Origin of the sequence: Uliginosibacterium sp. H1 (genome assembly GCF_036017065.1) — a bacterium.
Classification (GTDB): Bacteria; Pseudomonadota; Gammaproteobacteria; order Burkholderiales; family Rhodocyclaceae; genus Uliginosibacterium.
The window spans coordinates 946,212-973,031 of the sequence record NZ_JAYXHR010000002.1 but is presented as its reverse complement, the minus strand read 5'-3'; the positions used below and the strand labels follow the sequence as shown (position 1 = coordinate 973,031).

The following is a 26,820-nucleotide window of genomic DNA, read 5'->3' as shown; positions in this document are numbered from 1 at the left end:
ATGGACCAACTGCAGGCCATCCGCGTCTTTGCCCGCGTGGTCGAGACGGGCAGCTTCACGCGCGCGGCGGATTCGCTGCAGATGCCCAAGGCCACCGTCACCAAGCTGGTCCAGGGCCTGGAGTCGCACCTGCACGCCCGGCTCCTGCAACGCACGACGCGCCGCGTGACGGTGACGCCGGAAGGCGCCGCCTACTACGAGCACACCGCGCGCCTGCTCGGCGAACTGGACGACATCGACGCCGGCCTGACCCGCGCGCAGACACGGCCACGCGGCAGGCTGCGCGTGGACATCGGCTCCTCGCTGGCCAGCGTGCTGCTGGTTCCGGCACTGCCGGACTTCCATGCCCGCTACCCGGACATCCAGCTCAGCCTGGGCGTCAGTGATCGCCGCGTGGACCTCATCGGCGAGAGCGTGGACTGCGTGATCCGCGGTGGCGCACTGAACGACCAGTCGCTGGTGGCGCGCCGCCTCGCCCGGCTGGCCTGGGTCACCTGCGCGACGCCGGCCTACCTCGAACGCTTCGGCACGCCGGACGATCCGCGCCAGCTGCAGGAGGACCACCGGTTGATCAACTACTTCTCGGCGCGCAGCGGCCGCGTGCTGCCCATGCACTTCAGCCGCGGCGACGATCACTTCGAGCTGGACGGCCCGGCCGTGCTGAGCGTGAACGAAAGCAACGCGCACCTCGCGGCCATCCTCGCCGGACTGGGCGTCGGGCAGACCTTCCGTTTCCTCGCCGCGCCGCACATCGCCAGCGGCGCGCTGGTGCCCATCCTGCAGGACTGGCAGCACGCGCCCCACGAGGTGCACCTGCTGTACCCGCCCAACCGCCACCTGAGCGCGAGGCTGCGCGCATTCATCGACTGGGCGGTGGCGCTGTTCGGGCGCCTGGACTGATCCTCGCGGCAGACGCGAACGGCTCCCGCGACGGCGTGGCGGAACGCTCTGCTACCATGCGCGGCCCCGACACGATCAGACGGTCAGCGTCCTTCGCCACAAGCGGAAAAAACGCCAGACCTGCACCACACCTGCACCACCCATGTCTCCGAGCAGCTCCCCCGCAGGCTTCGCCTCGCGCCGTAATACCCTCGCCTTCCTGCTGATCGTCAGCGCCACCATGCTGGGCATTGCCGGCATCGACCTGGTGCTGCCGGCCGTGCCCAGTCTGCCGCGTGTGCTGGGCGGCACGCCCGCGCTGGCGCAGCTCGTCATCGCGGCCTACGTGGCCGGCACGGCCTGCGGCCTGCTGCTGCTCGGCGAACTGGGGGCGCGCTTCGATCCACGCCGGCTGCTGGTCGCATCGCTGCTGGTCTACGCGCTGTGCTCGGAACTCGCCGCGCGGGCGTCGACGATGGAAGTCCTGATCGGCCTGCGCTTCGTGCAGGGCCTGGGCTGCGCCGCCGGCGCGGTGTTCGCGCCGGGCTTCATCAACCGGCTGTTCACGCATGACAAGGCGGTCAGCGCACTGGGGCTGCTCGGCAGCATCGAGGCACTGGCCCCGGCGCTCGCGCCCATCTTCGGCGCATGGTTGTTGCTGCACTTCGGCTGGCAGGCTTCCTTCCACCTGGTGACCGTGCTGGCCGTACTGCTGGCGCTGGCCATCGCGGTCTGCCACCCGCTGTTGCCGGCCGGCAGCGCAGCCCGTCGCGCCGGTGGCTATGCGGTGCTGCTGCGCGACCCGGTGTTCCTGCGCTACGCGCTGAGCCAGGCTTTCGTGCTCGGCGGCCTGCTGGTCTTCGTGTTCGGCGCGCCGGCGGTCATCGTGGTGGCGCTGGGCGGCGGACTGGGTGATTTCATCGTGCTGCAGATCTGCGGCATCAGCTTCTTCATCCTCGCCGCCAACCTGTCCGGCCGCCTGTTGCCGCGTCTCGGCGCGGAGCGGCTGATCTGGACGGGCACCCTGCTGGCGGCCTGCGGCGCGGCGCTGATCCTGCTGTACGCGCTGCTCGGCGGGCGCAATCCGCTTGTCATCATCGCGCCCTCGGCGGTGCTCAACATCGGGCTGGGCCTGCGTGGCCCCACCGGCTTCCACCGTGCCGTGGTGGCCGCGCATGGCGACGATTCGCGCGGCTCCGCGCTGGTGGTGCTCGCGGTGCTGTTCACCGCCTCGACAGGCACCGCGCTGGTGGCACCCTTCATCACCGCGGGCCTGGTACCCCTCGCGGCCATGACGGCGTCGATCATCTTCCTGGCGGTGCTGGTGCTTCGATGGCTGCCTGCGCTGCCGGACGACACGCGTCACGGGTCCGGCCAGGCGTGAGTCGGCGACGGACGAGTCGCCAGCCAGCCGATTAAGCGCTTGCCCCGGCACGCGTCCGGGAGGGTGGTCATACACGCCAGCCGGTCGTACGACCACCCCGCCGGATTGTTACAGGACGGCACCCGGACGGGACCCGCCATCGGCCACGGCCGCCCCGCCATTTCACCATGTCGAACAAATGCTTGCGCGGATTCCTGCATCGGAATCGACGCTGGTCCGACGGCTGCGATTTGTAGGTTGTGTCTTACAAGACACTTACAGACGGCCTTTCCGCACACCCGAGGCTTAGCATCGATTAACTGGCGGGTAATCGTTCTGTTCCCGAAAATATATTCATCGCCGCCGTAGCGATCCGCCCAGCAACCGAAGCGCTCTACCCCACACAGAACAAGGAGTTGCCATGCCGTCCTCTGCCAAGACAACGGCGCTGGTTTCCCATCGCGATCCGGTCATGAATGCAGGTCTCGCCTACCTGCTGACGGATCAGACGGGGATCGACCTTCACGTCGCCACCACGCCGGGGTCGATGGCCGAGGCCACCGCCCGGCCGCACGCGGACCTGCTGCTCACCGACTACAGCTCCGCCTTGGAATACCTGGCGCGGCCCCGCGAAGGCCGACGCCAGGATCAGGCAGGCATGCGCGTGGTCATCATCAGCAGCCGCCAGACCGAGTACGAGATCCGCCTCGCCGTCGAACGCGGCGTGCACGGCTACCTGCTGCAGGACTGCCGGCCCGCGGAGCTGACCGACGCGGTCCGCACGGTCAGCCGCGGTGCCCGCTACATCAGCCCGGCCATCGCGCAACGACTGGCCGACAGCCTGATCTATGGGGCGCTCACCTCGCGCGAGGCGGACGTGCTGCGCCTCATCACGCAGGGCCTGTGCAACAAGTCGATCGCCAAGGAGTTCGGCATCGCCGTCGGCACGGTGAAGTCGCATGTGCGGGCGATCCTGGAAAAGCTGCAGGCCAGCTCGCGCACGGAAGCCGCCTCCATCGCCGTCAAGCGCGGCATGCTGGCGGGAACGCAGACGCTGGACGAGACCGCCGCGGGGGCCGCGCGCGCGCCAGCGGCTTCACGCGGATTCGGGCTGCCCGCCATCGCGGCATAAGATGCGGGCCGCTTCCCCCTGAAACCATAACAACAACATCAGCCCACCGACATGAACCGCCAAGCATGGCCCGCCCGACGATCAAGTCCGTCGCGCGGGATGCCTTCGTGAGCCGCGGCCGCAACACGCCCGCCACCTCCGCCACGCCCGCCGACGCGAGACGCCTGCTGCATCCCTGCACGCCGTTCCCTGCAACGGCCGGTGTCCGTCGCCGTGGCGACAGGGCGACGGCCGGGCGTGCCCGTCGCGGACGGCCGTCCCACGCGCTGGTGCGCGACGGCGCCACCGGCTGCACAATCCACCGCAAGGTCACTCCTCCGGCGGCAGGCATGGCACAGGTTGGCGCAGTCCTTCGCACAGTTATTTGCGCAGTCGCTCGCACGGTTCTTCGCGCACTTCCGGACGCAAGCCCTGAAGGCAGGCACAGTCTTGCGCCAGAGAAGCGCCGCCTGCGCCACGGCATTGCCGCCGTGAAAGGCCAGCGCCGTGCGTGACGACGATGACATCCTCATCTTCGGGCCGTTCGAGCTGCGGCGCACGCAGCGCGAGCTCGTGCGCGACGGCCAGCCCTTGCGCGTCGGCGCGCGGGCGCTGGACATCCTCGTCACCCTGCTGGAACAGCCCGGCGAGATCGTCGACCAGCGCAGCCTGATGGCCGCCGTCTGGCCCACCACGGTGGTGGAAGACAACGCCCTGCGGGTCCACATCTCGACGCTGCGCAAGATCCTCGGCGACGGCCAGCAGGGCGCCCGCTACATCGCCAACGTGGCGGGCCGCGGCTACTGCTTCGTGGCCCCGGTGTTGCGGCAGAGCCAGCGCATGCCCGCGCCGCCGCCCCTGCCGGTGCCGGCCATGCGCAGTGCGATGCGTCACCTGCCGCTGCGCCTGACCCGCATGATCGGGCGCGACGCCATCGTGTCCGCTATCCGTGCGGAGCTGCCACGCGCCCGGCTGGTGACGGTGGTCGGACCGGGCGGCATCGGCAAGACCACGGTCGCGCTGGCGGTGGCGGAATCGCTGGTCGCCGCGCAGCGCGACGGCGTGTGCTTCGTGGACCTCAGCACCATCGACGAAGCCTCGCAGGTCGTGGTGGCCCTGCAGACCGCCCTCGGCCTGCCGGGCCTGGCAGCGTCGGCGCAGGAGCGGGTGCAGGAACCAGCGCAGGAATCGATGCAGGCGCGGACGCTGGACGCCGTGCTGGCCTTCCTGCGCGAGCGGCAGGTCCTGCTGGTGGTCGACAACTGCGAGCACGTCGTCGAGGCCGCCGTGCTGGTGGTGGAGGCAGTGCTGCGGCAGGCCCCCGATGTCACGGTGCTGGCCACCAGCCGCGAGCCGCTGCACGCGGACGGCGAACGGGTGCGCCGCCTGCCGTCCATGGAAATGCCACCCGACCTGCCCTTCCTGACCGCCAGCCGCGCCATGGCCTACCCGGCGGTGCAGCTGTTCGTCGAACGGGCCGAGGCGGTGCTCGGGAATTTCCAGCTCACCGATGGCAACGCACCGGCGGTCGGCGAGCTGTGCCGTCGCCTCGGCGGCGTGCCACTGGCGATAGAACTGGTGGCCGCACGCGTCGATGTCTTCGGCGTGCACGAACTGGTGGCCAAGCTGACCAACCGCCTGCTGCTGACGACCCCCAGCGGCCGCACCGCCCAGTCGCGCCACCGCACCCTGCAGGGCCTGCTCGACTGGAGCTACGACTTGCTCACCGCGCAGGAGCAGCTGGTGCTGCTGCGTCTGTCGGTGTTCCGCGGCGACTTCAACATCCAGGCGGCCGAGGCCGTCGCGGCCGGGCCGCGCGACGGCATCCACGACATCCTCGGCTGCCTGATGGGCCTGGCCGACAAGTCCCTGCTGATCGCCGAGACCAGCGGCCCGGAGGCACGCTACTACCTGCTCGACATCACCCGCACCTACGCCGCCTACAAGCTGGCCGAGCGCCCGGAGCGCGACCGCGTGATGCGTCGCTACGCCGAGCATCTGTGCGACCAGCTGAGCATTGCCGGCGACACCGATGCGGCCGCGGCCTGCTGCAACATCGACGACGTGCGCGCCGCGCTGGAGTGGGCCCATTCGCCCGCCGGCCAGCCGGCCCTCGCGGTGCACCTCACCGTCATGGCCCTGCGCCTCGCCAGCCACCACGCCCTGCTCGGCGAGTACCGCCAGTGGCTGGACCGCGCCAACGCTGCGGCACCGCGCGGGCAGATCTCGGCCGTCCGCAAGGCCGACGCCGAGCTGGCCGAACTGATGGCGCGCAGCGGTCCACCGCAGGAGTGAGCAGGTGGAGGCCGGGCAAGCAAAGCTGGGGAGCGGCAGTTTCGGTGGCCACGTCGAACTGGGCGCCTTCCGCCTGTTCCCCAACCTGCGCGCGCTTCACAAGGACGGGCAGCGCCAGCCGCTCAACGGCCGCGCCATCGACCTGCTGCTGGTGCTGGTAGAGAGCGCCGGCCAGGCGGTGCCGCGCCAGCAACTGCTGACACGCGTCTGGAACGACGGCGCCCGCTCCGTCACCGACCAGGTGCTCGACGGCCACCTGCTGGCGCTGCATGCCTGCCTGCGCCAGCACGACGGCATATCGTGGATCGAGACCACGGCGGACAGCGCCCGCTACACCGGCCCGGTCCGCTTCGAAGCCGGCGACCAGCCGCCGCCGTGGCACGCCCAGCTTCCCGCGGCACCGGCCAGGGAACTCATCGGTCGCGACGAGGTGCTGGCGTCGCTGTCCGCCCGGCTGGCGCAGCACCGGCTGCTCACGCTGGTGGGGCCGGCCGGCATCGGCAAGACCTCGCTGGCGCTGGCCGCGGCGCACGCACGCGGCCCGGCGCTGCCCCACGGCGCCTGCCTGGTCGATCTGGCACCGCTGGAGAAACCGGAGCGGATGGCCAGCGCCCTGCTCGCCACCCTGGGCGTGCCGTATGCCAGCGGCGATGCGCAGCACAGCCTGGTGTCCTTCCTGCGCGACAAGTCCCTGCTGATCGTGCTCGACAACTGCGAGCACCTCATCAGCGAAGCGGCGCATCTCGCCGAGCTGCTGGTACAGGCGGCGCCCGGCCTGACCGTGCTGGCCACCAGCCGCGAGCCGCTGCGCATCCACGGCGAGCAGCTGTTCCGCGTGCCGCCGCTGGCGCTGCCGGCGGAAGTGGCCGACCTGAGTGCGGCCAGCGCGCTGCGCTACGACGCCGTGCGCCTGTTCATGGAACGGGCACGGGACACCGGCCTGCAGACCCTCGTCGATGCGGACGCCCCCGCCGTGGCCGAGACCTGCCTGCGGCTCGACGGCATCCCGCTCGCCATCGAACTGGCCGCCGCCCGCCTGCAGGAGTTCGGCATCCAGGGCCTGCTGCGGGAGATCCGTGAGCGCGTGCTGCGGCTGGCGCGCAGTACCGGTGCGCGCTCGGACCGGCAGCAGGCGCTGAGCGCCGCACTCGACTGGAGCTACCGGCTGCTGTCGGCGGACGAGCAGACCATGCTCAGCCGGCTGGCGGTGTTTCGTGGGCGCTTCACGCTGGACGCCGCCGCCACCGTGGCGGGCGACGACAGGTTCGACAGCGGCACGGCGCACGGCCTGGTGGCCAGCCTCGCCGCCAAGTCCCTGCTCAGCGTCGCGCTGCGCGACGACGTCGCACACTACCGTCTGTTCGAGGCCACCCGCGCGTATGCCTACGCCAAGCTGCTGGAGGACAACGACTGCCGGCAGGTCTTCCAGCGCCACATGGACTACTGCCGCCAGCGGCTGGCAGTGGCGGACCGCGACGCCGGCAGCTGCAGCCTGCCCGACTGGCGCAAGCGCTACCTGCCGCTGATGGACGACGTGCGCAGTGCGCTGGACTGGGGCCTGTCCCCCACCGGCAACCGGCACGACGCGGTGGCGCTGACCATCGCCGCGCGCCTGCTGGCCCAGCGCCTCGCGCTGCACGCCGAGTTCCTGGAGCGCATGGAGGCGGCCCTGGAGGCCGTGGTGCAGCTCGACCCGCCGGAGCCGGTGATGGAGCTGCAGCTCGCCAGCATGCTGGCCACCGCCGCCCAGCAGCTCGGCCGCGCCGAAGACCTGGATGCCGCCGTCGACCGGGCCTGCCTGCTCGCCAGCAAGCTGGGACAGGCGGGCCATTTCTTCGAGCCGCTGCTGTCGCGCTGGGTCGCATCCTTCAGCAGCGCGGACTACCTGACCGCACTGCACACCTCGCAACGCATGTACGCCTTCGGCCGCAGCGCGCAGCATGACCCGACGGTGGTGTTCGCCAAGCGCATCGAAGCCCAGTGCCGCCACTTCCTCGGCGAGCACTTCGCAGCGCAACGCCTGGCCGGCTGGGCACTCGCGATGCGCGAGACGAAGGGGCTGGACCAGCTTTCCGCACCGGTGGATATCCGCTGCGCGATGGGCATCATCCAGGCCCGCTCGGCATGGATGCAGGGCTTTCCCGAGCGCGCGCTGCACCTTGCCGAGGAGGCCGCCGGCTTCGCCAGCGACGATCGCGCCTACGCCCTGTGCCAGGTGCTCGGCCTGGCCCTGATCCCGATCCTGATCTGGAACGACGACGACGCCACGGCCCGCCACCTGACCGACCACCTCGTCGCGCACGCCACGCGCTTCCAGCTCGCCTACTGGATCTCCTGGGGGCAGACCCTGCAGGCGGCGCTGCGCACGCGCGCCGGCGAGATTCCCTACGAGGAGCCGACGCACCCGTTCCTGCGCGACGCCTTCTTCACCTACTGCGGTCACACCCCGTCGCCCGAGACGTTGGCACGCATCGAGCGCGGCAAGGTGGGCTGGTGCGCGCCGGAGGCATTCCGCCTGCAAGGCGAGGCGGTGCTGCGCTCCGGCGACGACCGGCAAGGGGACCCGCAGGCCGTGGCGGCGCAGTGGTTCAGGCGGGCGCTCGCGCTCGCTTCCCGGCAGTCGGCCAACACCTGGAGCCTGCGTGCGGCCTGCAGCCTGGCGCGCCTGCAGGCCGCGCAGGGCCAGGCCGGCGAAGCCCGTGCAAGCCTGTCGGCACTGCTGGCCGGCTGCGAGGATGGCCAGGGCGGCCCCGACGTGCAGGCCGCGCGGGCGCTGCTCGCCACGCTGGCCGCCTGATGCCCCGCGTGCTCACGCCGCCGACCTCCATGCGCCCTGTTCGTCCCCGTTCCTTCCCGGCTCGTTCCTCTCCGGCTCGTTCATTGCCGGATGACTCCTCCCCGTCTCCTGCCGCCACGGGCCGCTGCGCATGAGCACCGGTGAGCCGGACCGCGGCGCCCTGAACAACACGAGCAACTCGCGCAACGCGCCGGCGCACGGCGAGGCGAGCGACCGGCCGATCAGGTTCCGGCGCTTCCGGCTGTTTCCGTCGCAACGCCTGCTGCTCGATGAACAGCGGCCTTTGCACCTGAGCCGCCGCACCATCGACCTGCTGGTCCTGCTGGTGCGCCACGCCGGCCGGCCGGTGGCGGGCGCAACCATCCTCGCGGAGGTCTGGCCGGACCTGCCGGCGGAACAGCTCACCATCGCCGATCACGTGGCGGCGCTGAACGACTGCCTGCGCGAGGCGGTGTCGACGGCCCCGACGCCTCCCGCTCCGTGCATCGAGACCCTGGCCGACGGCAGCTACCGCTTCACCGCGCGCGTGGAGACCGGTGATGTCACCACCACGGACGGGGTGGTCTTCCGCGGCTTTCCCCTGCAGCGCCCCTACCCGCTGATCGGCAGCGAAGAGGCCATCGCGACGCTGACGCTGCGGACCATGGACCAGCGCCTGATCACCGTCACCGGGCCGGCCGGCATCGGCAAGACCTCCATCGCGATCGCGGTGGCCCGCCGGGCGGCGCCCTGCTTTGCCGATGGCATCGGCTTCGTGGACCTCGCCCCGCTGGCCAGCGCGGACCTGTTGCCCAGCGCCATTGCCCAGGTGCTGGGCGTCAACGCGGTGAAGGACAATCCGCTCGACAGCCTGGTGGACTTCCTGGGGGGCAAGCGCGTCCTGGTCGTGCTGGACAACTGCGAACACCTGCTGGGCGCAGCGGCAAGCGCCGCCGCCTTCCTGCTGCGCGCGGTGGAGGGGCTGCACCTGCTGGCCACCAGCCGCGCGCCCCTGCGCATCAAGGGTGAATACCTGCACGCCATCGGGCCGATGGCGCTGCCCCCCGCCGAGTCGACGCTCACCGCCGCGGAGGCCATGCAGTACCCCGCGGTCCGCCTGTTCGTCGAGCGTGCCAGCGGCAGCGTCGGCAGCTTCGCCCTGACGGACGCCGAGACCGCCGCGGTCGTCGACATCTGCCGTCGCCTGGACGGCATTCCACTGGCCATCGAACTGGCCGCGGCGCGCATCGAGCACCTGGGTGTCAATGGACTGCTCGAGCAGATTCGCGCCCACCTGCTGCAGGTGACCCGCCGCACGCGCTACAGCCTGGGACGCCACCAGGCACTGAGCGCCGCGCTGGACTGGAGCTACCGCCTGCTGAGCACCGACGAGCAGGCGATGCTGCACCGGCTGGCCGCATTCCGCGGCCGCTTCACGCTGGAGGCGGCCGCCACGGTGGCGGGCCTGCCCGCGATGGGCAGGGCGGAGACGGATGCGCTGGTGGTAAGCCTGGCGGCGAAATCCCTGCTGGCCATCGAGGTCCTCGACGAACTGATCCACTACCACCTGTTCGAGACCACGCGCGAGTACGCCTTCGCCAAGCTGGCCGACGAGGCAGACCACGACGAGACCCTGCGCCGCCATGCCCGCCACGTGCATCGCCGCGTGCTGAACGCCGAGCCGGACTGGGCCGGCATGACACCCGCATCCTGGCGTGCCAGCTACGGATTGCTGCTCGACGAGATCCGCGCGGCGCTGGACTGGTGCTTCTCGCCGGACGGCGACGCACGCCTCGGCGTGGAGATCAGCGCCGACGCCGCGCCCATCGTCGAACAGTTTTCGCTGGTCGCGGAATTCCGCGGCCGGCTGGAGAAGGCCGTCGAGGTGGAGGCGAGCCTGGTGCCGCGCTCGCCGGTGCTGGAACTGCGCCTGAGCAGCCTGCTGGGCGACTTCACGCAGCAGAGCAACGGCGACCCCAGGATCGCCATCGGCTGGACCCGCCATGCGCTGGAGCTGGCCTACCAGGTGGGTGATCCGCGCCACCTCGTGCTGCCCCTGCTGGGCAACTGGGTCGTCGCCATGGTCGGTGGCGACTACCCGACCGCGTTGCGGCTGGGCACCCGCCTGTGCGAGTGCGGCGGCAAGCTGGACGATCCGCTGGTGAGCTTCGTCGGCCTGCGCAGCCTGGCGCAGGCGCACCACTTCCTGGCCCACCACGCCACCTGTCGCTCGATGGTGGCGGCGGTGCTGGCGCACCCGCGCGTGAAGTACCCGCTCAGCATGTTGCCCGGCCCCATCGACGTGCGCTGCTCGATGCGCATCCTGCTGGCGCGCACGCAGTGGATGGAGGGCTTCCCGGAACAGGCGCGGCAGACCGCGGAGGAGAGCATCGAGTACGCCCTGCAGGACCGCAACGCCGCGCTGTGCCAGGTGCTGGCACTGGGCGTCATCCCGGTGGCGATGTGGAGCGGCGACGATGAAGGGGCAGCCCGCCACGTGCAGTGGCTGATCGCCCACTGCACCGAACACCAGCAGGCCTACTGGCTGAGCTGGGGGCACCGCTACGCCGAGGTGCTGGACCTGCGCCAGGGGCGCGCGGACAGTCTGTCCGCCGCCACGGGCATCCAGCAGGACATGATGTTCACGCTGAGCGAGACCTACCCCGGCGCCGAGACCCTGTGCCGGGTGGAAGACGGGCTGGTGGCCTGGTGCGGGCCGGAGGCCATGCGCCTGCATGGCGAGGCGGTGCTGGACAACGAGCACGGCATCCTCGCCACGGCGGACGCGGAAGCCACCGCCGAGACCTGGTTCCGGCGCTCGATGACGATGGCAACTGAACAATCCGCCCGCAGCTGGATGCTGCGCACCGCGATGAGCCAGGCGCGGCTCAGGCAGCGGCAGGACCGCAACGCGGAAGGCGCCGCCCTGCTGGCCCCGGTGCTGGCAGGCTTCACTGAAGGCTTCGACACCGAGGACCTGCAGCGCGCGAAGACGCTGCTCACCATGCTGGCGCCCTGACGGCCGCCGCCCGCGGCAGCGACGACGCCCCGCGCAGGACGCGTGCCGAACGCACGCGGAGTGCGGGAGATCAGGCCACGGCCTGGCGGGCGGCGCCGCGCGGGGCGATGCTCAGCAAGGCCAGGGTGGCGATGAGCGAGGCCGCGATCACCACGAACATCGTCTGCGGCCCGCTGTTGCGCAGCAGCGGCACCAGCAGCAAGGGTGCGATGGCGGCCCCCAGGCGGTTCAGCGCCCAGCAGCCGGCAATCGCCGCGGCGCGCCCGCGGGTGGGCACCAGCTCGGCGCCGTAGACGTTGATCGAGGGCACGTACAGCGCGCCGAACAGCGAGAACAGGATGCTCGCCGCCACCAGCCCGCCCGGGCTGTCCCAGGTGATGAAGAGCCAGCCGGACGCCAGCATGGCCACTGCGCAGAGCGCCATCGCGACACGCCGCTCCATGCGGTCCACCACCAGCGCCGCCGCCAGCGTGCCGACGACCGGGCCGAAGGAGGAGAAGGCGACGTAGAGCAGCGAATCCTGCAGGCGGAAGCCCTTGCCCACCAGCAGCGCGCCGCTGAGCAGGGGAAAGGCCACCGTGGACCACGGGCTGAGGAAGAACAGCGCCGCCACCAGCGACAGGCGGCCACGCCCTGTCGCCATTTCCGTAGGCGGCGGCACCAGCCGGGTGAAGGCGCCCGCAGCGCGCAAGGGGCGTGAGCGCAGGAACCACCCGCCCGCGGCCAGCGCCTCCTGCTCGCGCCCCTGCGCGATGAGCCAGCGGGGCGACTCGGGCAGGCGGCGGAACAGTGCGGCGACGACCAGGGCGCCCACGCCGCCGACGAACAGGCCCCAGCGCCAGGCGTCGATGCCCAGCGGCTGCACCGGCATCAGCGCACGCACCATCAGCACGCCCAGCGGCGGCCCCAGCGAAGCGAAAGCGACGACCACGAAGATGAGCCTGCCGCGGTTCAGCGGCGGCAGCAGGTCGGTGAGGTAGGCGATCATCAGCGGCGGAAAGGCGCCGAGCGCGATGCCGGATATGACGCGGCAGACCGTCAGCCAGAACACGTCCGGGCTGGCCGCGGCGGCGAAGGACGACACCGCAAGCAACAGCAGCACGCCGCTGAGGCAGACGCGCCGGCCGACGCGATCGGCGAGGCGACCCAGCAGGGGCGCACCCGCCACGGCACCGATGTACACCGCCGCCAGCAGCCAGGACAGCTGTGTCGCGCCCACCGCGTGGGGCGGCGCGGAGAACACCGCGGACATCACGCTGCCGAGCGCGATCTCCATCAGGTCGAAGGCGAAGCCGGCCGCACACACCACCATGACCAGCAGGTGCATGCGGGTGAGGGGCAGGCGGTCGAGGCGCGCGACGAGATCACTCGTCGCGCCGGTGGCGGGACCTGCGGAGGCGGGCATGAGGGCTCCTGTAGCGCCCTGCACGTCATCGCGATGTACGCAGCGCAACCGCGCCGTGCAGGGTCCTGGCCTCGCAAGGCTAGCGACTTGCGCCGCGTCCGCCAACACGCACCCGGCCTAGCGCCCCACCTGCCGCAGGAGGCAGGCCCGCCTGTTCCCTAAGGCAGAGACGGCCGACCGGCAGCGATGCGCTGCTGCCGACGGCCTACCTCAGACCTTGCGACGACGTACGCTGAGGATCTGGTACACCCCACCGAAGACCGTGCGCTTCTCCCACACGTAGTCCTGCGGGTAGGTGGCGTAATAGGACAGCTCGTTCTTCCACACGGCGTGGGCGAAGGGCTCCAGCAGGCGGTTCACCACCGCGAGCACCGGCTTGAGCGGATGCCACCAGGCCGGCTTGTGGTAATCCACGAACAGGGCTTCGCCGTCCTCCGGCAGTTGCGCCAGCATGTTGTCGACGATGCGCTGCTTCCAGGCGTCCGGCACTTCGTGCAGCAGGAAGAAGCTGCAAATCAGGTCGCATTTACCGGGTGTGCGGAAGCTGGCGGCGTCGGCCCACTCGGTCTGCGCCCAGGGCAGGTCGTCGAGCTTGCGGCGCGCATGGCGCAGCTGCACCGGCGTCACGTCGGTCAGCACGAAGTCGCCATCGGGGCCGACCCGTTGCGCGGCGCGGCGCACCAGGTCGCCGTAGACGTGGGCCACCTGCCACACGCGCATGCCGGGGCGGATGCGCTCCAGGTAGGCACGCATGAGCCGCTGGTCGTTGCCGAACAGCAGGGTCTTCACCACGATGTTGCGGTCCAGCCAGCGGACGTTGCGCGGGCTGACGTAGGCCCAGTCGTAGACCTCGTTCATGTAGCCGGGCAGGTCCGGATCGTTGGCGGCGTCGCGGGCAGCGCTGGTGGTTCCGGCAAGTGCGCGGGCATGGGCAATGTCGTGGGCTTCTGTATAGGGCGACTTCATTGTCGCTTCGTTGGCAGCAAACTGCATCATCTTCCTTCAGTCGTTACGGATTCCTTGCAGCGGGCATCGTCACCCGCGGCGCCAATACGCAGCCCTACAGCACGCGCGAGAACTTCACCCTGTCCTGTGCATGCTGCAGATGACGGTCGAACACCATGGCGATGGCACGCACCACATACCAGCCTTGCGGCGTCACGCTGATCCATTCGTCATCGATCTCCACCAGCCCCATGTCGCGGTAGGCGCGCAGCTCGGCCATCTCGTGCGCGAAGTGACGGTGGAAGTCGACGAGGTGGGCCACCTCGATGGCCTCGAAGGACAGGCAGCCCTGGCACATCAGCGCCATGATGATGGCGCGGCGCATCAGGTCCTCGGCGTTCAGCTCGATACCCTTCATCACCGGCAGGCGTCCCTGGGTCAGCAGCTCGCGGTACTCGCTCAGCGTGCGGGCGTTCTGGCTGTAGGTGGGGCCGATCTTTCCGATCGCTGATACGCCCAGGCCGATGAGGTCGCCGTCCGGCTGGTCGGTGTAGCCCTGGAAGTTGCGCTTCAGGCGGCCCTGGCGCTTCGCCAGCGTCAGCGAGTCCTCCGGCAGCGCAAAGTGGTCCATACCGATGTACTCGTAACCAGCGTCCTGCAGCAGCAGGATGGCCTGGTGCAGCATCTTCAGCTTGTTCTCGCCGTCGGGCAGCTCGGCCGCGTCGATACGGCGTTGCGGCTTGAAGCGCGCCGGCAGGTGGGCGTAGCCATACAGCGCGACGCGGTCCGGGCGCAGCGTGCGCAGGGTCTCCAGGGTCTTGGCGAAGGAGGCGAGCGTCTGCCGCGGCAGGCCGTAGATGAGGTCGACATTCACCGAGCGGAAGCCGGCCTCGCGGGCGGCATGCACCACGGCGAACACCTGCTCGGTGGACTGCACGCGATGCACCGCCTGCTGCACGTCGGCATCGAAATCCTGCACGCCGAAGCTGATGCGGTTGAACCCCATCTTCGCCAGCGCATGCACGCGGTCGCGATCCACGGTGCGCGGGTCCACCTCGATGGAGTGCTCGCCGTCCGGGTCCAGGCGGAAGTGCTCGCCCAGCATCGTCATCAACCGCTGCAGGGATTCGTCGTCCAGGAAGGTCGGCGAGCCGCCACCCAGGTGCAGGCGCGACACCGGCAGGTGATTGCCGAGCAGGCGACGGTAGATGTCCAGTTCGCGACGCAGGTCGTCCAGGTAGGCGACGCCCTTGCTGTAGTCACGCGTGATGATCTTGTTGCACGCGCAGTAGTGGCACAGCGACGCGCAGAACGGCACATGCACGTACACCCCGGCCGGCGGCGACGGCGTGCCGAGGCGGCGTGCATGCAGCCAGCTCTCCAGCGCCTCGCTGTCGAAGGCCTCGATGAAACGGTCAGCCGTCGGGTAAGACGTGTAGCGCGGCCCCGGCACATCGAACTGCCGCAACAGCGACAGTGGAAGCTCCGCCACCGGGGCGGACGCCGTCACGGGGACATCCGCCCTGGTTCTCACGGCGCGTCCTCAGTGGATGGCCGCTTGCGGCCGCAGTACCAGAACCGGCGTGGCGCAGTGCGTCAGCACCTTCTGCGCCTGCGAGCCGTACAGCAGGCCGGCAATGCCGCTGCGACCGTGCGAGGCCATGGCGATCAGGTCGCAGGACTCGTGACGGGCGGTGGCAATGATGTCCTGCCAGGGCTCGTCGCTGATCGCGGTGCACACGTCGCATTCGACACCGGCGTCCTCGACGGCCGCACGTGCCTCGCTCAGGATGACGTTGGCTTCGGCGGCAGTCTTGCGCAGGAAGTCCTGCTTGTAGATGTCGACCATCACCGCTTCGCCACGCGGCAGCTTGGGCGGGGCCGGCTGGACGTAGAGCAGGGAAACGCGTGCGCCGATGTTGGCGGCAAGTTGCGCCGCCTCGAGTACGCCCGCGTGGGACAATTCAGATCCGTCTGTGGGCACCAACAGATGCTTGTACATGGTGAGCCTCCTCTTTGTGCTCGTTTTCCATGTACGTAGCCTAGGCGCCCGCCTCTGCCCCCGTGTTGATACGGATCAAGCGCCGCCGGGGGCCGTCATTCATGTTGGTATTACCGCCAGCAACAGGCCTGATGGCCACGCGTGGGCGCGCCGGACACCCCCATGCGGCGTGACGCGTCGTCCAGCGCGTGGATGTCGATACCGGGCGCGAAGCAGACGCGCTGCGCCTTGCCACGCGAGGTCTTTCCGCCCTGCTGCGCCTGATCCATCGACTTCACTCATCCGACATTCCAACCAGTCCTGGCGTGCAGGTGATGGCGCAGGGCCTCTTCCGCCAGCATCACGCGGCGCGCTGCTTTCACCGTGCGGGCGGATAACGGCAAGCGCCCCTGCGCGAAGCGAGGAGGCACGGGAAGAGAAGAGCAGAAAGAAGGGCGACCTGCGTGGCAGGCCGCCCTTCTTCAGCGATGCCGCGTATCGCGGCGCCGGGTAGCCGATCCGGGAGGATCAGTACTCGGTCACGCTGTTGTTGCCGACGCGCACGCGGTCGCCGACGCTGAGGCCGGTGGCGGAGCGTTGCACGACGGACTGGTAGCCACCGCCGTCCATGCGCACGGTGATCTTGTAGGCGTCCGACGGCTGGCGACGGCTGTTCTCGATGCGGTTGCCCGCGTAGGCGCCACCGGCCGCACCCGCGATGGTGGCGGCGGTGTTGCCACTGCCCTCGCCGATCTGGTTGCCGAGCACGCCGCCGATGACGGCGCCGGCCACGGTGCCGAGGCCGACGCCGTTGCGGGCATCCTCCTGCACCATCTCGATGGACTGCACCGTGCCGCTACCCGGGCTGGCGGCCACTGCCGGGCCGGTGGGCGTGGCGCAGGCGCCGATGAAAATGGCGGACGACGCAATGATCGCAGCCCCGAACTGTTTGCTGAGAAGCCTGTTACGCATGACGGTCTCCTGATTCTCGATTGTCGGTGTGGTTGTGCGCACGAGCCCGTGCAGGGGAGCCCCGGTGAGGGGCGGGGCCAGCCTCACGGGTCGGCGCACACGTTGGTTGGAGAAGGCCGATGCGCGAGGGTTTCGCCCCAGGCGCAACAAGAGACAGTGCTGACCGGGGCAGGTAAGTCCGTCCTACACGGCGACGCGCACACCGGCAGCCCGGGACCGCCCGCAGGCCGCGCGACGCTGTCCTCGCCGTTGCCATGACCGGCATAAATGGCTGCGCGGGCAGCCAACCTGCCCATAAGGGAAGTGCGGCCTCGCAAGCCCCGTGGCGCGGGACTTCCAGCGGATCGGCAGAAGCGATGCCCGCGTCATCACCATGCAGAGTCGCGCGCTGCTCGCCGTAGATTTCACATGCCGGAAGGGCGTGACTCCGCACCGGGCGCACTCGCGCCCCGCGGGAACTTCGGCGGGCTGCTTCATGCCCGACGCTCAGGAGGCAGGAAAACAAGACCCCGGAGGATCGCAATGAAGTGTCCCCCCGCCATGGCGACCGAGAAGGAGCGGCTCGTCGCACTATCGCGTTACGGCCTCGGCCCGGACAGACCCCTGCCCAGCCTGGACCCGGTGGTACAGATCGCCGCGCGCATGTTCAACATGCCGGTCGCGGCGGTGAACATGATCGGCAACGACCACGTCTTCTTCGCCGCCAGCGTCGGCGTCGGCGAGGTGGACATGGGCCGCGACGTGTCCTTCTGCGCCCACGCCATCACGCAGGACGGCGTCATGGTGGTGCCGGACGCCCGCCTGGACGAACGCTTCCACGACAACCCGCTGGTCACCGGCGACGCCAACCTGCGCTTCTATGCCGGGGTGCCGCTGCTGTCGCCGGACGGCCATGCGCTGGGCGCGCTGTGCATCATCGACGGCAAGCCGCACGATGATTTCTCCGCCGAGGACCGACAGCGCCTGCGCGAGCTGGCGAAGATGGCCTCCGACCGCCTGGAGCTGCGCCGCGTGGAGCTGTCCACCGAACAGGCACGCCAGCCCTTCGAGGAGTTCGCGAAGAACTCGCCGACCGCCGTCGTGTGGTTCGACGAGGAACTCAGGATCGTGGCCTGGAACGAGGCCGCCGCCCGCATGTATGGCCATGGCATGGAGGAGAGCCAGGGCCGCAGCGCCGACACCCTGCTGGTGGAACGCGAGCGCCAGGCCTTCCGCGACCTGGTGGCCCACGCGGTCGCCGCCGGCTCGGTGGACGGCATCGAGATGCCGGTGGAGGCCCACGGCGTGCGCAAGGACGGCACGGAGTTCCAGCTCGGCCTGTCGCTGTTCTGCTGGCGCGAGAATGGCCGCCTCACCTTCAACGCGCACCTGCAGGACGTCACCGCCCGCCGGCTGGAGGAAAGCGAGCTGCACCGCATGGCCAGCACCGACCTGCTGACCGGCCTGGCCAACCGCGCCCGCTTCTACCGCCGCACCGAGCGCGCGCTGACCAGCTCGCAACCCGCCGCGGTGGTGATGATCGACCTCGACGGCTTCAAGGATCTCAACGACACCCTCGGCCATGTGGTCGGCGACGGCATCCTCAGCGAAGTGGGGCATCGCCTGCAGGCGCTCGTCGCCAACCTGGGGATCGCGGCGCGCATCGGTGGCGACGAGTTCGCGCTGCTGCTCACCGCCGCGGCCGAGCCGGACGAGGCCATGGCGCTGGCGCGGGAAGTCATCCAGGACATCGCCCGGCCCATCGTCATCGACGGCCACGAGGTGCACGTCGCTGCAAGCTGCGGCGTCTCGGTCGCCCCGCTGCACGCACAGGAGGCGCTGGAACTGATCGGCAACGCCGACCTTGCGCTGTTCCAGGCCAAGCGCCTCGGCGGCGGACAGGCCTTCGCCTTCGTCACCGCCCTGCGCATGGAAGCCGCCGCACGACGCCTGTACAACATGGAGCTGCATCGCGCGGTGGCCGATGGCGAATTCGTGCTGTTCTACCAGCCACAGATCCGCCTCGACGACGGTGCGCTGGTCGGTGCCGAGGCGCTGATCCGCTGGCGCCACCCGCTGCGTGGCCTGCTGTCCCCGGCGGCCTTCCTGCCCGCGCTGGATGGTGGCCCGCTGGCCGCCACGGTGGGCGCCTGGATCCTCGACGAGGCCTGTGCACAGGCCGCGCGCTGGCGGCGTGCCGGCGCGCCGGATTTCCGCATGGGCGTGAATCTTTTCGGCGCGCAGTTCCGCGTCAGCCGGCTGGCCGACGAAGTCATCGCCGCGCTGGATCGCCACGGCCTGCCACCGCAGGCGCTGGAACTGGAGATCACCGAGAACATCGCGCTGGATCATGACGAGCTGGTGGTCGAGGCTTTCCAGCGCCTGCGCGACTACGGCGTCGGCGTGGCCTTCGACGACTTCGGCACCGGCTACGCGTCGCTCAGCCTGCTGAAGCGCTATCCGCTGACCCGCATCAAGATGGACCGCTCCTTCGTGCAGGGCATGCTGGAGTCGGAGCGCGACGCCTCGGTGATCCGCGCGGTGCTCGACATGTCACGCGCATTCGACCTGGAGACGATTGCCGAGGGCGTGGAGACGGAGGAACAGCGCCAGGCGCTGCAGGCGGCCGGCTGTGAGGAAGCCCAAGGCTACCTGTTCAACCGTCCGCTGCCGTCCGAGCAGTTTGAGGAGGCCTACCGCATCGGCTCCGCGTCCCAGCAGCGCTTCAGCGCCTGAGCCGCGCGGCGCCACCTACCAGGCGCGCACACCCCAGGCACCGCGCGCCACCAGGTAGATCGTGACGAAACAGGCCAGCGCCGCCGTGAACGCGACGGCTTTGCCCACGGGCGTGGGCGCACGCTTCAGCGCGTAGCTGCCGCACACGATGTAGGCCACCAGCAGGCCCAGCTTCACCAGCAGCCAGGGCTGGGTGAAGGGGTTGAGGCGCAGGATGCCCAGCAGCATCAGCGCGGCGGTGAGCAGCCCGGTGTCGATCAGGTAGCTGGTGTAGCGCACGCTGGCGTGCATGGCCCAGCGCAGGCCGCACAGCACGGCGATGCCGCGCAGGAAGAACAGGCTGCCACTGAGCATCACCAGCCCGACGTGGGCCGACTTGATGGTCAGGTAGTGTTCGGCCAGCATCTCAGGCGCCCTTTGCCGGACCGGCCGCGCGCACCGGGATGACACGCGATGCGGCATCCGCACGCGGGCTCACCAGCCACGGGGCGAAGCGCCACAGGTACAGTCCGAAGGCCAGGCCCCACGCCAGGGCCGAGGCACGCCACAGCTCGGCGACCCACACCGACGGCCACAGCGCAGCCAGCCGCAGCACCAGCGCGACGACCACGCAGACGTAGCTCGCCACCATGCTGCGGTCGGTCTGCAGGGCGCGGCCGGAGTGGCCCAGCGCGGTGCGCGTCACCATGCCGATGATCAGCATCGAGAAGCCGCCGATGCCGATCAGGTGCAGCGGCAGCGCTGCGCGGCCGACACCCAGCGCCTGCACCGCGGCGACGATCAGCCCGACCGCGAGCAACGTGTAGCCGAGGTACAGCACCCACAGCAGCGGCCGCCCCAGCACCGCGCGCGGCTGCCAGGCCCGCACCTGCACCAGCCCGATGACGCCCGCGACGGTCAGCGCCGCCGCCTGCGGCCAGCGCCATTGCAGCAGCGCGCACACCACCGCGATACTGGCCGCCACCAGTTGCCAGTGCCCCGAGCGCTCGTGCAGCGGAATCTGCAGCCCCTGCACGGCACGGCTGGCGAAGAAGGGAATCACCCGGCGGGCGATCAGCAGGGTGAGCACGCTCATGACCAGCATGCCGGTGCCGACGTGGCGCATCAGCGCCAGGTAGTCGCCACCCGCCACGGCCAGCAGGAACAGCAGGTCGGCGACGCCGAGCGCCGCCATCAGCACCGGCACGAAGTAGTTGCGGCGGCTACGCGCGAGGATGATCACCCGCGCCACCGCCACCACCGACACGGCGAAGAACAGCAGCTCGGCCAGCACGCCGAAGCCGAAGGCCTTGGGCCCCGGTAGCAGGAAGGCCACGCGCGCCACCAGCCACACGACCAGCAGGCCGCCGAGCGCCGGGCCGTGCAGCGGGTTGCGGTTGGTCCAGCTGGCGCTGGCGGTGAGCAGGAAGCCCACCGCGATGGTGGCGACGAAACCCCACAGCATTTCGTGTGCGTGCCAGGCCACGCCGCCCAGCGTGCCCACCAGCCATTGCGGCGCGAAGATCCACACCAGCACCGCGATGGCGGCCCAGCCGCAGCCCGCCAGGTACAGCGGGCGGAAGCCCATCTCGAGGAAGGCGTTCCAGCTCGGCCGCCCTCCTCCTCCAGCCGCTTCCTCGATCTGCATCAGCGCCATGTTACTGCTCCTTCAAAGATTCACGCGTGCCCTGCGACAGGCCTCACGTCTGCCGCGCGCGGGGTCCGCAACCATAGCGTACGCACCACTTCCCACGCCATGGTCAGCGCGCCGGCGATGAACACCAGGTCACCGAATGTGCGCACCCAGCGCAGCGTCACCAGCAGCGGCTGCTGCATGAAGGCCTCGCTGCGCGCGTACCACAGGCCCTGGCTCACGCTGGCGTGGAACTGGATGATGCCGATCGGCAGCAGGCTGGTGGCGATCATCAGCACCAGGCCGGCGTTCAGCGACCAGAATGCGAAACGCATGGTCGCCGCATCCACCTCGCGATCCGGCCGCACGTAGCGCAGCACCATCAGCGTGAAGCCCAGCGCCAGGAAACCATACACGCCGAACAGCGCGGCATGGGCATGCACCGGCGTGGTGTTGAGGCCCTGGATGTAGTACAGCGCGACCGGCGGGTTGATCATGAAGCCGAACACCCCGGCGCCCAGCATGTTCCAGAACGCGACGGCGACGAAGCACATCAGCGGCCAGCGCAGTGACTCCATCCACGGCGTACGCTGGCGCAGGCTCCAGTTCTCCCAGGCCTCGTGGCCCAGCACGATCAGCGGCACCACCTCCAGCGCCGAGAAGCTGGCGCCCACCGCCATCACCGGCGTGGTGGTGCCGGCGAAGTACAGGTGGTGGAAGGTGCCGGGAATGCCGCCCAGCATGAACAGCGATGCCGAGGCGAGGCTGGCGGTGGTGGCCATGCGGCGCGACACCAGGCCCAGGGTCGAGAAGATGAAGGCCAGCGCGGTGGTGGCGAACACCTCGAAGAAGCCTTCCACCCACAGGTGGACGATCCACCAGCGCCAGTACTCCATCACCGACAGGCTGGTGCGCTCGCCGTAGAAGAAGCCGGCACCATAGAACAGGCCGATGGCGACCACCGAGGCGGTGAGCAGCGCCAGCAGGTTGCGGTCGCTGCCCGGCGTGCGCAGCGCCGGCACGATGCCACGCAGCATCAGCACCAGCCACAGCAGGATGCCGACGAACTTGCCGATCTGCCAGATGCGGCCGAGGTCCACGTATTCGTAGCCCTGGTGACCCAGCCAGAAGTTGAGGCCCTTGGGCATGATCTGCGCGATGGCCAGGTAGTTGCCGACGAACGAGCCGACCACCACCAGCACCAGCGCCCAGAACAGCACGTCGACGCCGAGCTTCTGGTACTTCGGGTCCTTGCCGCCGTGGATCAACGGCGCCAGGAACAGGCCGGCGGCGAGGAAGCCGGTGGCGATCCAGAACAGGGCCGCCTGGATGTGCCAGGTGCGCACCAGCGAATACGGCAGCCACTGCGACAGGTCGAGGCCGTAGAACGAACGCTCCACCGTGTAGTGCGCGGTGAAGCCGCCGACCAGCACCTGGAAGCCGAACAGCGCGACGACCAGGAACAGGTACTTGCCGAGCGCATGTTGTGACGGCGTCAGCGCGAAGGTGGTCAGCGGGTCGACGGCGCCGGGATGCGGCGCCTCTTCCTCCTCGTCACGCAGGAAAGCCCAGGCCCACACCAGGAAGCCGACGCCGGCGAGCAGCAGCACCACGCTGGCGATCGACCAGATGATGTTCTCCGCGCTGGGCACGTTGTCGATCAGCGGCTCGTGCGGCCAGTTGTTGGTGTAGGTCACGTCGTGGCCGGGGCGCTGGGTGGCGGCGGCCCACGAGGTCCAGAAGAAGAAGCGGGTCATCTGCTGGCGGCGTTCCGCGCTGGGCAGCGTGTTCTCCTTCATCGCGAAGTGCTCGCGGCTCTGCACCAGCTCCGGCGCGTCGGAGAACAATGCGTCGTAGTAGGCAGCGGTCTGCGCGATGGCCTGCGCACGGCGCGGCGACAGCACCAGTACGTCATTGGCATCGGTGTTGTTGGCGCGGTACTCGGCCTTCAGTCGCGCGCGCAGCGTGGCCTGCTGGCCGACGTCGAGTTGCGCATAGGGCTTGCCCTGGGCCTCCTGCGCGGCGATGTCCAGCCAGGCGGTGAGTTCGCGGTGCAGCCAGTCGGCTGTCCAGTCCGGCGCCTGGTAGGCACCGTGCCCCCAGATCGAGCCGAGCTGCATGCCACCCACCGATTGCCAGGCGGTCTGGCCGTCGAGGATGTCGGTCTCGGTGAACAGCTTTGTGCCGTCCTGCAGTTGCACCAGGTCCGGGATCGGCGGCGCCTGGCGATACACCTCGCGCCCGTAGAAGCCGAGCAGCCCGAACATCACTGCGCACACGCCGATCAGCGTGAACCACAGCTTGCGATAAGGTCCCATTGCAAAGTCTCCCTGTTGCTTTGTCGTTGCGTCGTGTCTTGCGGTGTGGTGTCCGCGCGGCTCAGGCGGCGCGCTCGAACAGCACGTTGTTCTCCAGATGGATGTGTTCCATCAGGTCCTGGCGGAAGGCACGCAGGCCGACGTAGAGCGCGCGCCAGGTGTTGCAGGCGCCACGCGGCAGCGTGATGTCGTCGGTGAGGTCGGCCAGCCGTTGCAGCGCCACGCCGTGCTCGTCGTGTTCATGGCGCATCACCGCGATCGGTCCGCCGGCCATCGGGCGCAGGCCCCGCAGCAGCATGGGGAACAGCACCTGTTCCTCCTTCTGCATGTGGCTCTCCATCTCCTGCAGCATGTGTTCCAGGTGATCGGCGAGACCCACCGGGCATTCGGCGCGGTCTTCGCCGTGCACCGTCTCCACGCGGCGCGCGAGGCGGATCAGCTCCGGCAGCTGCATGCGATGCACCGCGTGGTAGCGGGTCAGGATGTGGTCGATCAGCTGCTCGTCGCTGGCCTGCTGCCAGTCCTGCTCGTCCGCTTGCGGCTGCAGCGCGGCCAGGCGCTCGGCGATGGCCTGCGCATCCAGGCCGCGCTCGGCGGCAGCGGCGCGCAGGCTGTGCTTGCCGCCGCAGCAGAAGTCCAGCGCGTACTCGTTGAAGATGCGGGTCGCGCCCGGGATGCTGCGCGCCAGCGCGCCCAGCGACTGGTCGATATCGGGAAGGGTGGCGGTGATCGTCATGGCCGGCTCCTGCGGAGTGAAAGGGAAGGACACCCTCTCTTTCGCAAGAGGCGCACCACCGCCGACGGCACCGGATATCAAGGACTTGCGACGGATCAAGGTAGAATTAACCGCATCCGTCTATGGTCATATCAACCACACAGGGTTTTTATTACCTCACCACCATGATCGAAAACCTGCTGCTGCCCGACCTCGTGGCCGACCTGCCACAACGCACCCGCCTGCAGCGCCTGGTCGCCACGCTGCGCGGCCACTTCGGCTGCGGCGCAGTGGCCCTGTTGCGCCTGGAGGACGCCGGCCACGACCCGGTGTTGCGACCGCTGGCAGTGGACGGGCTGGTGCGCGAGGCGCTGGGGCGGCGCTTCGTGGTGAGCCAGCATCCCCGTCTGGCCGCCATCCTCGCCGCGCGCGGCATCACCCGCTTCGAACACGACAGCGCCCTGCCCGACCCCTATGACGGCCTGGTCGAAACCCTGGGCCACGAGGCCCTGCCGGTGCACGACTGCGTGGGCATCCGGCTGGAGATCGAGGGACGCCCCTGGGGCGTGTTGACGCTGGACGCGCTGGAGCCCGGCACCTTCGGGCCCGAGGTGCTGGACGCCCTGCGCCGCGGCACCGTGGCGGTGGCCGCCAGCGTGCGCGTCAGCCTGCTGGAACAGGAGCTGCAGGCGCTGCGCCTGGCGCGCGCCGCCCCGTCCGCCAGCGACGCCATGCCGGCGCGGATGGACGACGAGATCGTCGGCCACAGCGAAGCCATCGCCGGCCTGCTCAACGAGCTCGATGTAGTGGCGGACTCCGGCCTGCCGGTGCTGCTGCTCGGCGAGACCGGCGTCGGCAAGGAGCTGTTCGCGCACCGCCTGCATCGCCATTCGCGGCGACGCGACAAGCCGCTGGTGCACGTGAATTGCGCGGCGCTGCCTGAGTCACTGGCCGAGAGCGAACTCTTCGGCCACACCCGCGGCGCCTTCTCCGGCGCCACCACCGACCGCGCCGGCCGCATCGAGGCAGCGGAGGGCGGCACCCTGTTTCTCGACGAAGTGGGCGAGCTGCCGCTGTCGGTGCAGGCCAAGCTGCTGCGCACGCTGCAGAACGGCGAGGTGCAGCGGCTGGGCGCCGACCGCCCGCGCCATGTGGACGTGCGCATCATCGCCGCTACCAACCGCCAGTTGCGCGAGCTCGTCCGCGAGGGCAGCTTCCGCGCCGACCTGTTCCATCGCCTGTCGGTGTACCCGGTGCCCATCCCGCCGCTGCGCGAGCGTGGCAACGACGTGCTGCTGCTCGCCGGCCGCTTCCTCGAACTCAACCGCGCGCGCCTGGGCCTGCGCGCGCTGCGCCTGTCGCCGGACGCGCAGGAAGCCCTGCGCCGCTACCCCTGGCCGGGCAACGTGCGCGAGCTGGAGCACGTCATCAGCCGCGCTGCGCTGAAGGCGCTGAGCCACGGCGTGGACCGCAGCGACATCGTCACCCTGCAGGCCGCGCTGCTGGATCTCGACGACGAACGCCTGCCCTCATCGCTCTCGCCCTCCGCGGACCTCGACGACGACGCGGCCCCCCATGCCCGCGTCTCCGGCATGGACGGCATCAACGCATCGCTCGCAGGTGCCACGCTGCGCGAAGCGGTGGACGCCTGCCAGCGCGCCGCCATCCAGCGCGCGCTGGCCGAACACGGCGGCAACTGGGCACAGGCGGCGCGAGCGCTCGGCGTGGATGCCAGCAACCTGCACAAGCTGGCCCGTCGCCTGGACCTCAAGCCTCAGTTGCCTCAATCCGGCAGGTAACCCAGTTCCTTCAGCAACTGGCGCACCAGCAACTCGCGCTTCGGCGCGACGTCCACCGACGTCATGTCGACGTTGAGCGCGAACCAGGTGCGCCGCTCGCCACGTTCCACCCAGCCGACATACCAGCCGATGGCCGGCTTGTTGTTGTCCCAGCCGGTCTTGGCGTACAGGCGGTAGCCGTTCTTCTCCTCGCGCAGCATCACGCGCCGGCCGATCTCCAGCGTGCGTGCCGACAGCGGCAGGCGGCCCTCGTCGAGACGGCGCAGGAACTCCACCTGCTCCACCGGGGAGATGCGCAGGTCCCCGTCCAGCCAGAAGTTGTCCACCTTCGGCGTGATGGCCGCATTGCCGTAGCGGAAATCGCGCAGCGCCTGCTGCATGCGCGTGCTGCCGACGCCACGCGCGATCTCCTGGTACGCCCACACCGCCGACACGCGGAAGGCCTCGGTCAGGTCGAGGTCGCGGTTCCAGTCCTCCACCCAGCGCTTCTGCCCGTCCCACTTGAACGCCTGCTTGTCGTCGCGCGCCACGCCGGTTTCCAGCGCGATCAGCGTGTTCGGAATCTTGAAGGTGGACGCCGGGCGGAAGCGCTGGAAGGCGCGCTTCGAATCCGCCGCGATCCAGCGCCGGTCCTGGCTGTCCAGCACGACGAAGGTGCCGCGCATGCCGCGCTCCTCGAAGCGCTTCAGCAGCGCGGGCTGGTCCTGCCAGGACTCGCTGCGCGCGGTGCCGGCATCGGCGGACGCGATGGACGGAGCCGTCGCGAGGCAGGCACCGGACGTCGCCAGGAAGGCGGCGACGACAAAGGTGTGGAGCGTCGGGGTGCGGAACATCGGTGAGCTGAACATCGTGGAAGTTTCTCCTTGGCTGCGGCATCGCCGCGCGGCCCGACATGGACCGCGCGGTGATGCCATG

Annotated in this window: 19 protein-coding genes; 8 read left to right on the top strand and 11 right to left on the bottom strand. The window is 69.9% G+C overall.

Features of this window, described 5'->3' with window-relative positions; all coding sequences use genetic code 11:
- From VVD47_RS14010 to VVD47_RS13985, 6 genes are all read left to right on the top strand, one after another.
- Complete coding sequence (locus tag VVD47_RS14010) at positions 1-900, top strand: LysR family transcriptional regulator (RefSeq protein WP_327604100.1); 900 nt, start codon at positions 1-3, stop codon at positions 898-900.
- Between the two features lie 142 nt (positions 901-1,042).
- On the top strand, positions 1,043-2,263 hold the full coding sequence (locus VVD47_RS14005; RefSeq protein WP_327604099.1) for an MFS transporter: 1,221 nt from the start codon (positions 1,043-1,045) through the stop codon (positions 2,261-2,263).
- Between the two features lie 400 nt (positions 2,264-2,663).
- Entirely contained in the window at positions 2,664-3,374 is a 711-nt protein-coding gene (locus VVD47_RS14000; RefSeq protein WP_327604098.1) for a response regulator transcription factor, read from the top strand.
- 486 nt (positions 3,375-3,860) lie between these two features.
- On the top strand, positions 3,861-5,648 hold the full coding sequence (locus tag VVD47_RS13995) for an ATP-binding protein (RefSeq protein ID WP_327604097.1): 1,788 nt from the start codon (positions 3,861-3,863) through the stop codon (positions 5,646-5,648).
- Positions 5,649-5,652: 4 nt separating this feature from the next.
- Positions 5,653-8,445, top strand: a complete 2,793-nt coding sequence (locus VVD47_RS13990) for an ATP-binding protein (protein WP_327604096.1) — start codon at positions 5,653-5,655, stop codon at positions 8,443-8,445.
- Between the two features lie 130 nt (positions 8,446-8,575).
- Entirely contained in the window at positions 8,576-11,443 is a 2,868-nt protein-coding gene (locus VVD47_RS13985; protein WP_327604095.1) for an ATP-binding protein, read from the top strand.
- Between the two features lie 70 nt (positions 11,444-11,513).
- Here VVD47_RS13985 and VVD47_RS13980 read toward each other — a convergent pair whose 3' ends face one another.
- From VVD47_RS13980 to VVD47_RS13955, 6 genes are all read right to left on the bottom strand, one after another.
- Positions 11,514-12,848, bottom strand: coding sequence for an MFS transporter (locus VVD47_RS13980; protein ID WP_327604094.1), 1,335 nt, complete (start codon positions 12,846-12,848; stop codon positions 11,514-11,516).
- 210 nt (positions 12,849-13,058) lie between these two features.
- Positions 13,059-13,814 (bottom strand): rhodoquinone biosynthesis methyltransferase RquA, encoded by a 756-nt coding sequence (rquA, locus tag VVD47_RS13975; protein ID WP_327604093.1) that lies wholly within the window; start codon positions 13,812-13,814, stop codon positions 13,059-13,061.
- A gap of 94 nt (positions 13,815-13,908) precedes the next feature.
- Complete coding sequence (gene hemN / locus VVD47_RS13970; protein WP_327604092.1) at positions 13,909-15,303, bottom strand: oxygen-independent coproporphyrinogen III oxidase; 1,395 nt, start codon at positions 15,301-15,303, stop codon at positions 13,909-13,911.
- A gap of 33 nt (positions 15,304-15,336) precedes the next feature.
- A complete protein-coding gene (locus VVD47_RS13965) occupies positions 15,337-15,795 on the bottom strand; it encodes a universal stress protein (RefSeq protein WP_327604091.1) in 459 nt (152 codons plus the stop codon).
- A 110-nt stretch (positions 15,796-15,905) separates the two neighbouring features.
- Positions 15,906-16,064, bottom strand: coding sequence for a hypothetical protein (locus VVD47_RS13960; RefSeq protein WP_327604090.1), 159 nt, complete (start codon positions 16,062-16,064; stop codon positions 15,906-15,908).
- 238 nt (positions 16,065-16,302) lie between these two features.
- Entirely contained in the window at positions 16,303-16,746 is a 444-nt protein-coding gene (locus tag VVD47_RS13955) for a glycine zipper 2TM domain-containing protein (RefSeq protein ID WP_327604089.1), read from the bottom strand.
- A gap of 522 nt (positions 16,747-17,268) precedes the next feature.
- On the opposite strand from VVD47_RS13955, the gene VVD47_RS13950 reads away from it, so the two are divergent.
- Positions 17,269-19,461: a putative bifunctional diguanylate cyclase/phosphodiesterase gene (locus VVD47_RS13950; protein ID WP_327604088.1), complete on the top strand. Its 2,193-nt coding sequence runs from the start codon at positions 17,269-17,271 to the stop codon at positions 19,459-19,461.
- A 15-nt stretch (positions 19,462-19,476) separates the two neighbouring features.
- Here VVD47_RS13950 and VVD47_RS13945 read toward each other — a convergent pair whose 3' ends face one another.
- From VVD47_RS13945 to ytfE, 4 genes are all read right to left on the bottom strand, one after another.
- On the bottom strand, positions 19,477-19,866 hold the full coding sequence (locus tag VVD47_RS13945; RefSeq protein WP_327604087.1) for a SirB2 family protein: 390 nt from the start codon (positions 19,864-19,866) through the stop codon (positions 19,477-19,479).
- 1 nt (position 19,867) lies between these two features.
- Positions 19,868-21,097 (bottom strand): NnrS family protein, encoded by a 1,230-nt coding sequence (locus tag VVD47_RS13940; protein ID WP_327604086.1) that lies wholly within the window; start codon positions 21,095-21,097, stop codon positions 19,868-19,870.
- A gap of 20 nt (positions 21,098-21,117) precedes the next feature.
- Positions 21,118-23,391: a nitric-oxide reductase large subunit gene (locus VVD47_RS13935; RefSeq protein WP_327604085.1), complete on the bottom strand. Its 2,274-nt coding sequence runs from the start codon at positions 23,389-23,391 to the stop codon at positions 21,118-21,120.
- Positions 23,392-23,452: 61 nt separating this feature from the next.
- Entirely contained in the window at positions 23,453-24,127 is a 675-nt protein-coding gene (gene ytfE, locus VVD47_RS13930; RefSeq protein ID WP_327604084.1) for an iron-sulfur cluster repair protein YtfE, read from the bottom strand.
- 122 nt (positions 24,128-24,249) lie between these two features.
- Here ytfE and norR point away from each other — a divergent pair, with 122 nt between their 5' ends.
- Positions 24,250-25,905, top strand: coding sequence for a nitric oxide reductase transcriptional regulator NorR (gene norR / locus VVD47_RS13925; RefSeq protein WP_327604083.1), 1,656 nt, complete (start codon positions 24,250-24,252; stop codon positions 25,903-25,905).
- On the opposite strand, the gene blaOXA is transcribed toward norR, so the two are convergent.
- Positions 25,890-26,753 (bottom strand): class D beta-lactamase, encoded by an 864-nt coding sequence (gene blaOXA, locus VVD47_RS13920; protein WP_327604082.1) that lies wholly within the window; start codon positions 26,751-26,753, stop codon positions 25,890-25,892. The genes norR and blaOXA overlap by 16 nt on opposite strands.
- Positions 26,754-26,820: the final 67 nt, after the last annotated feature.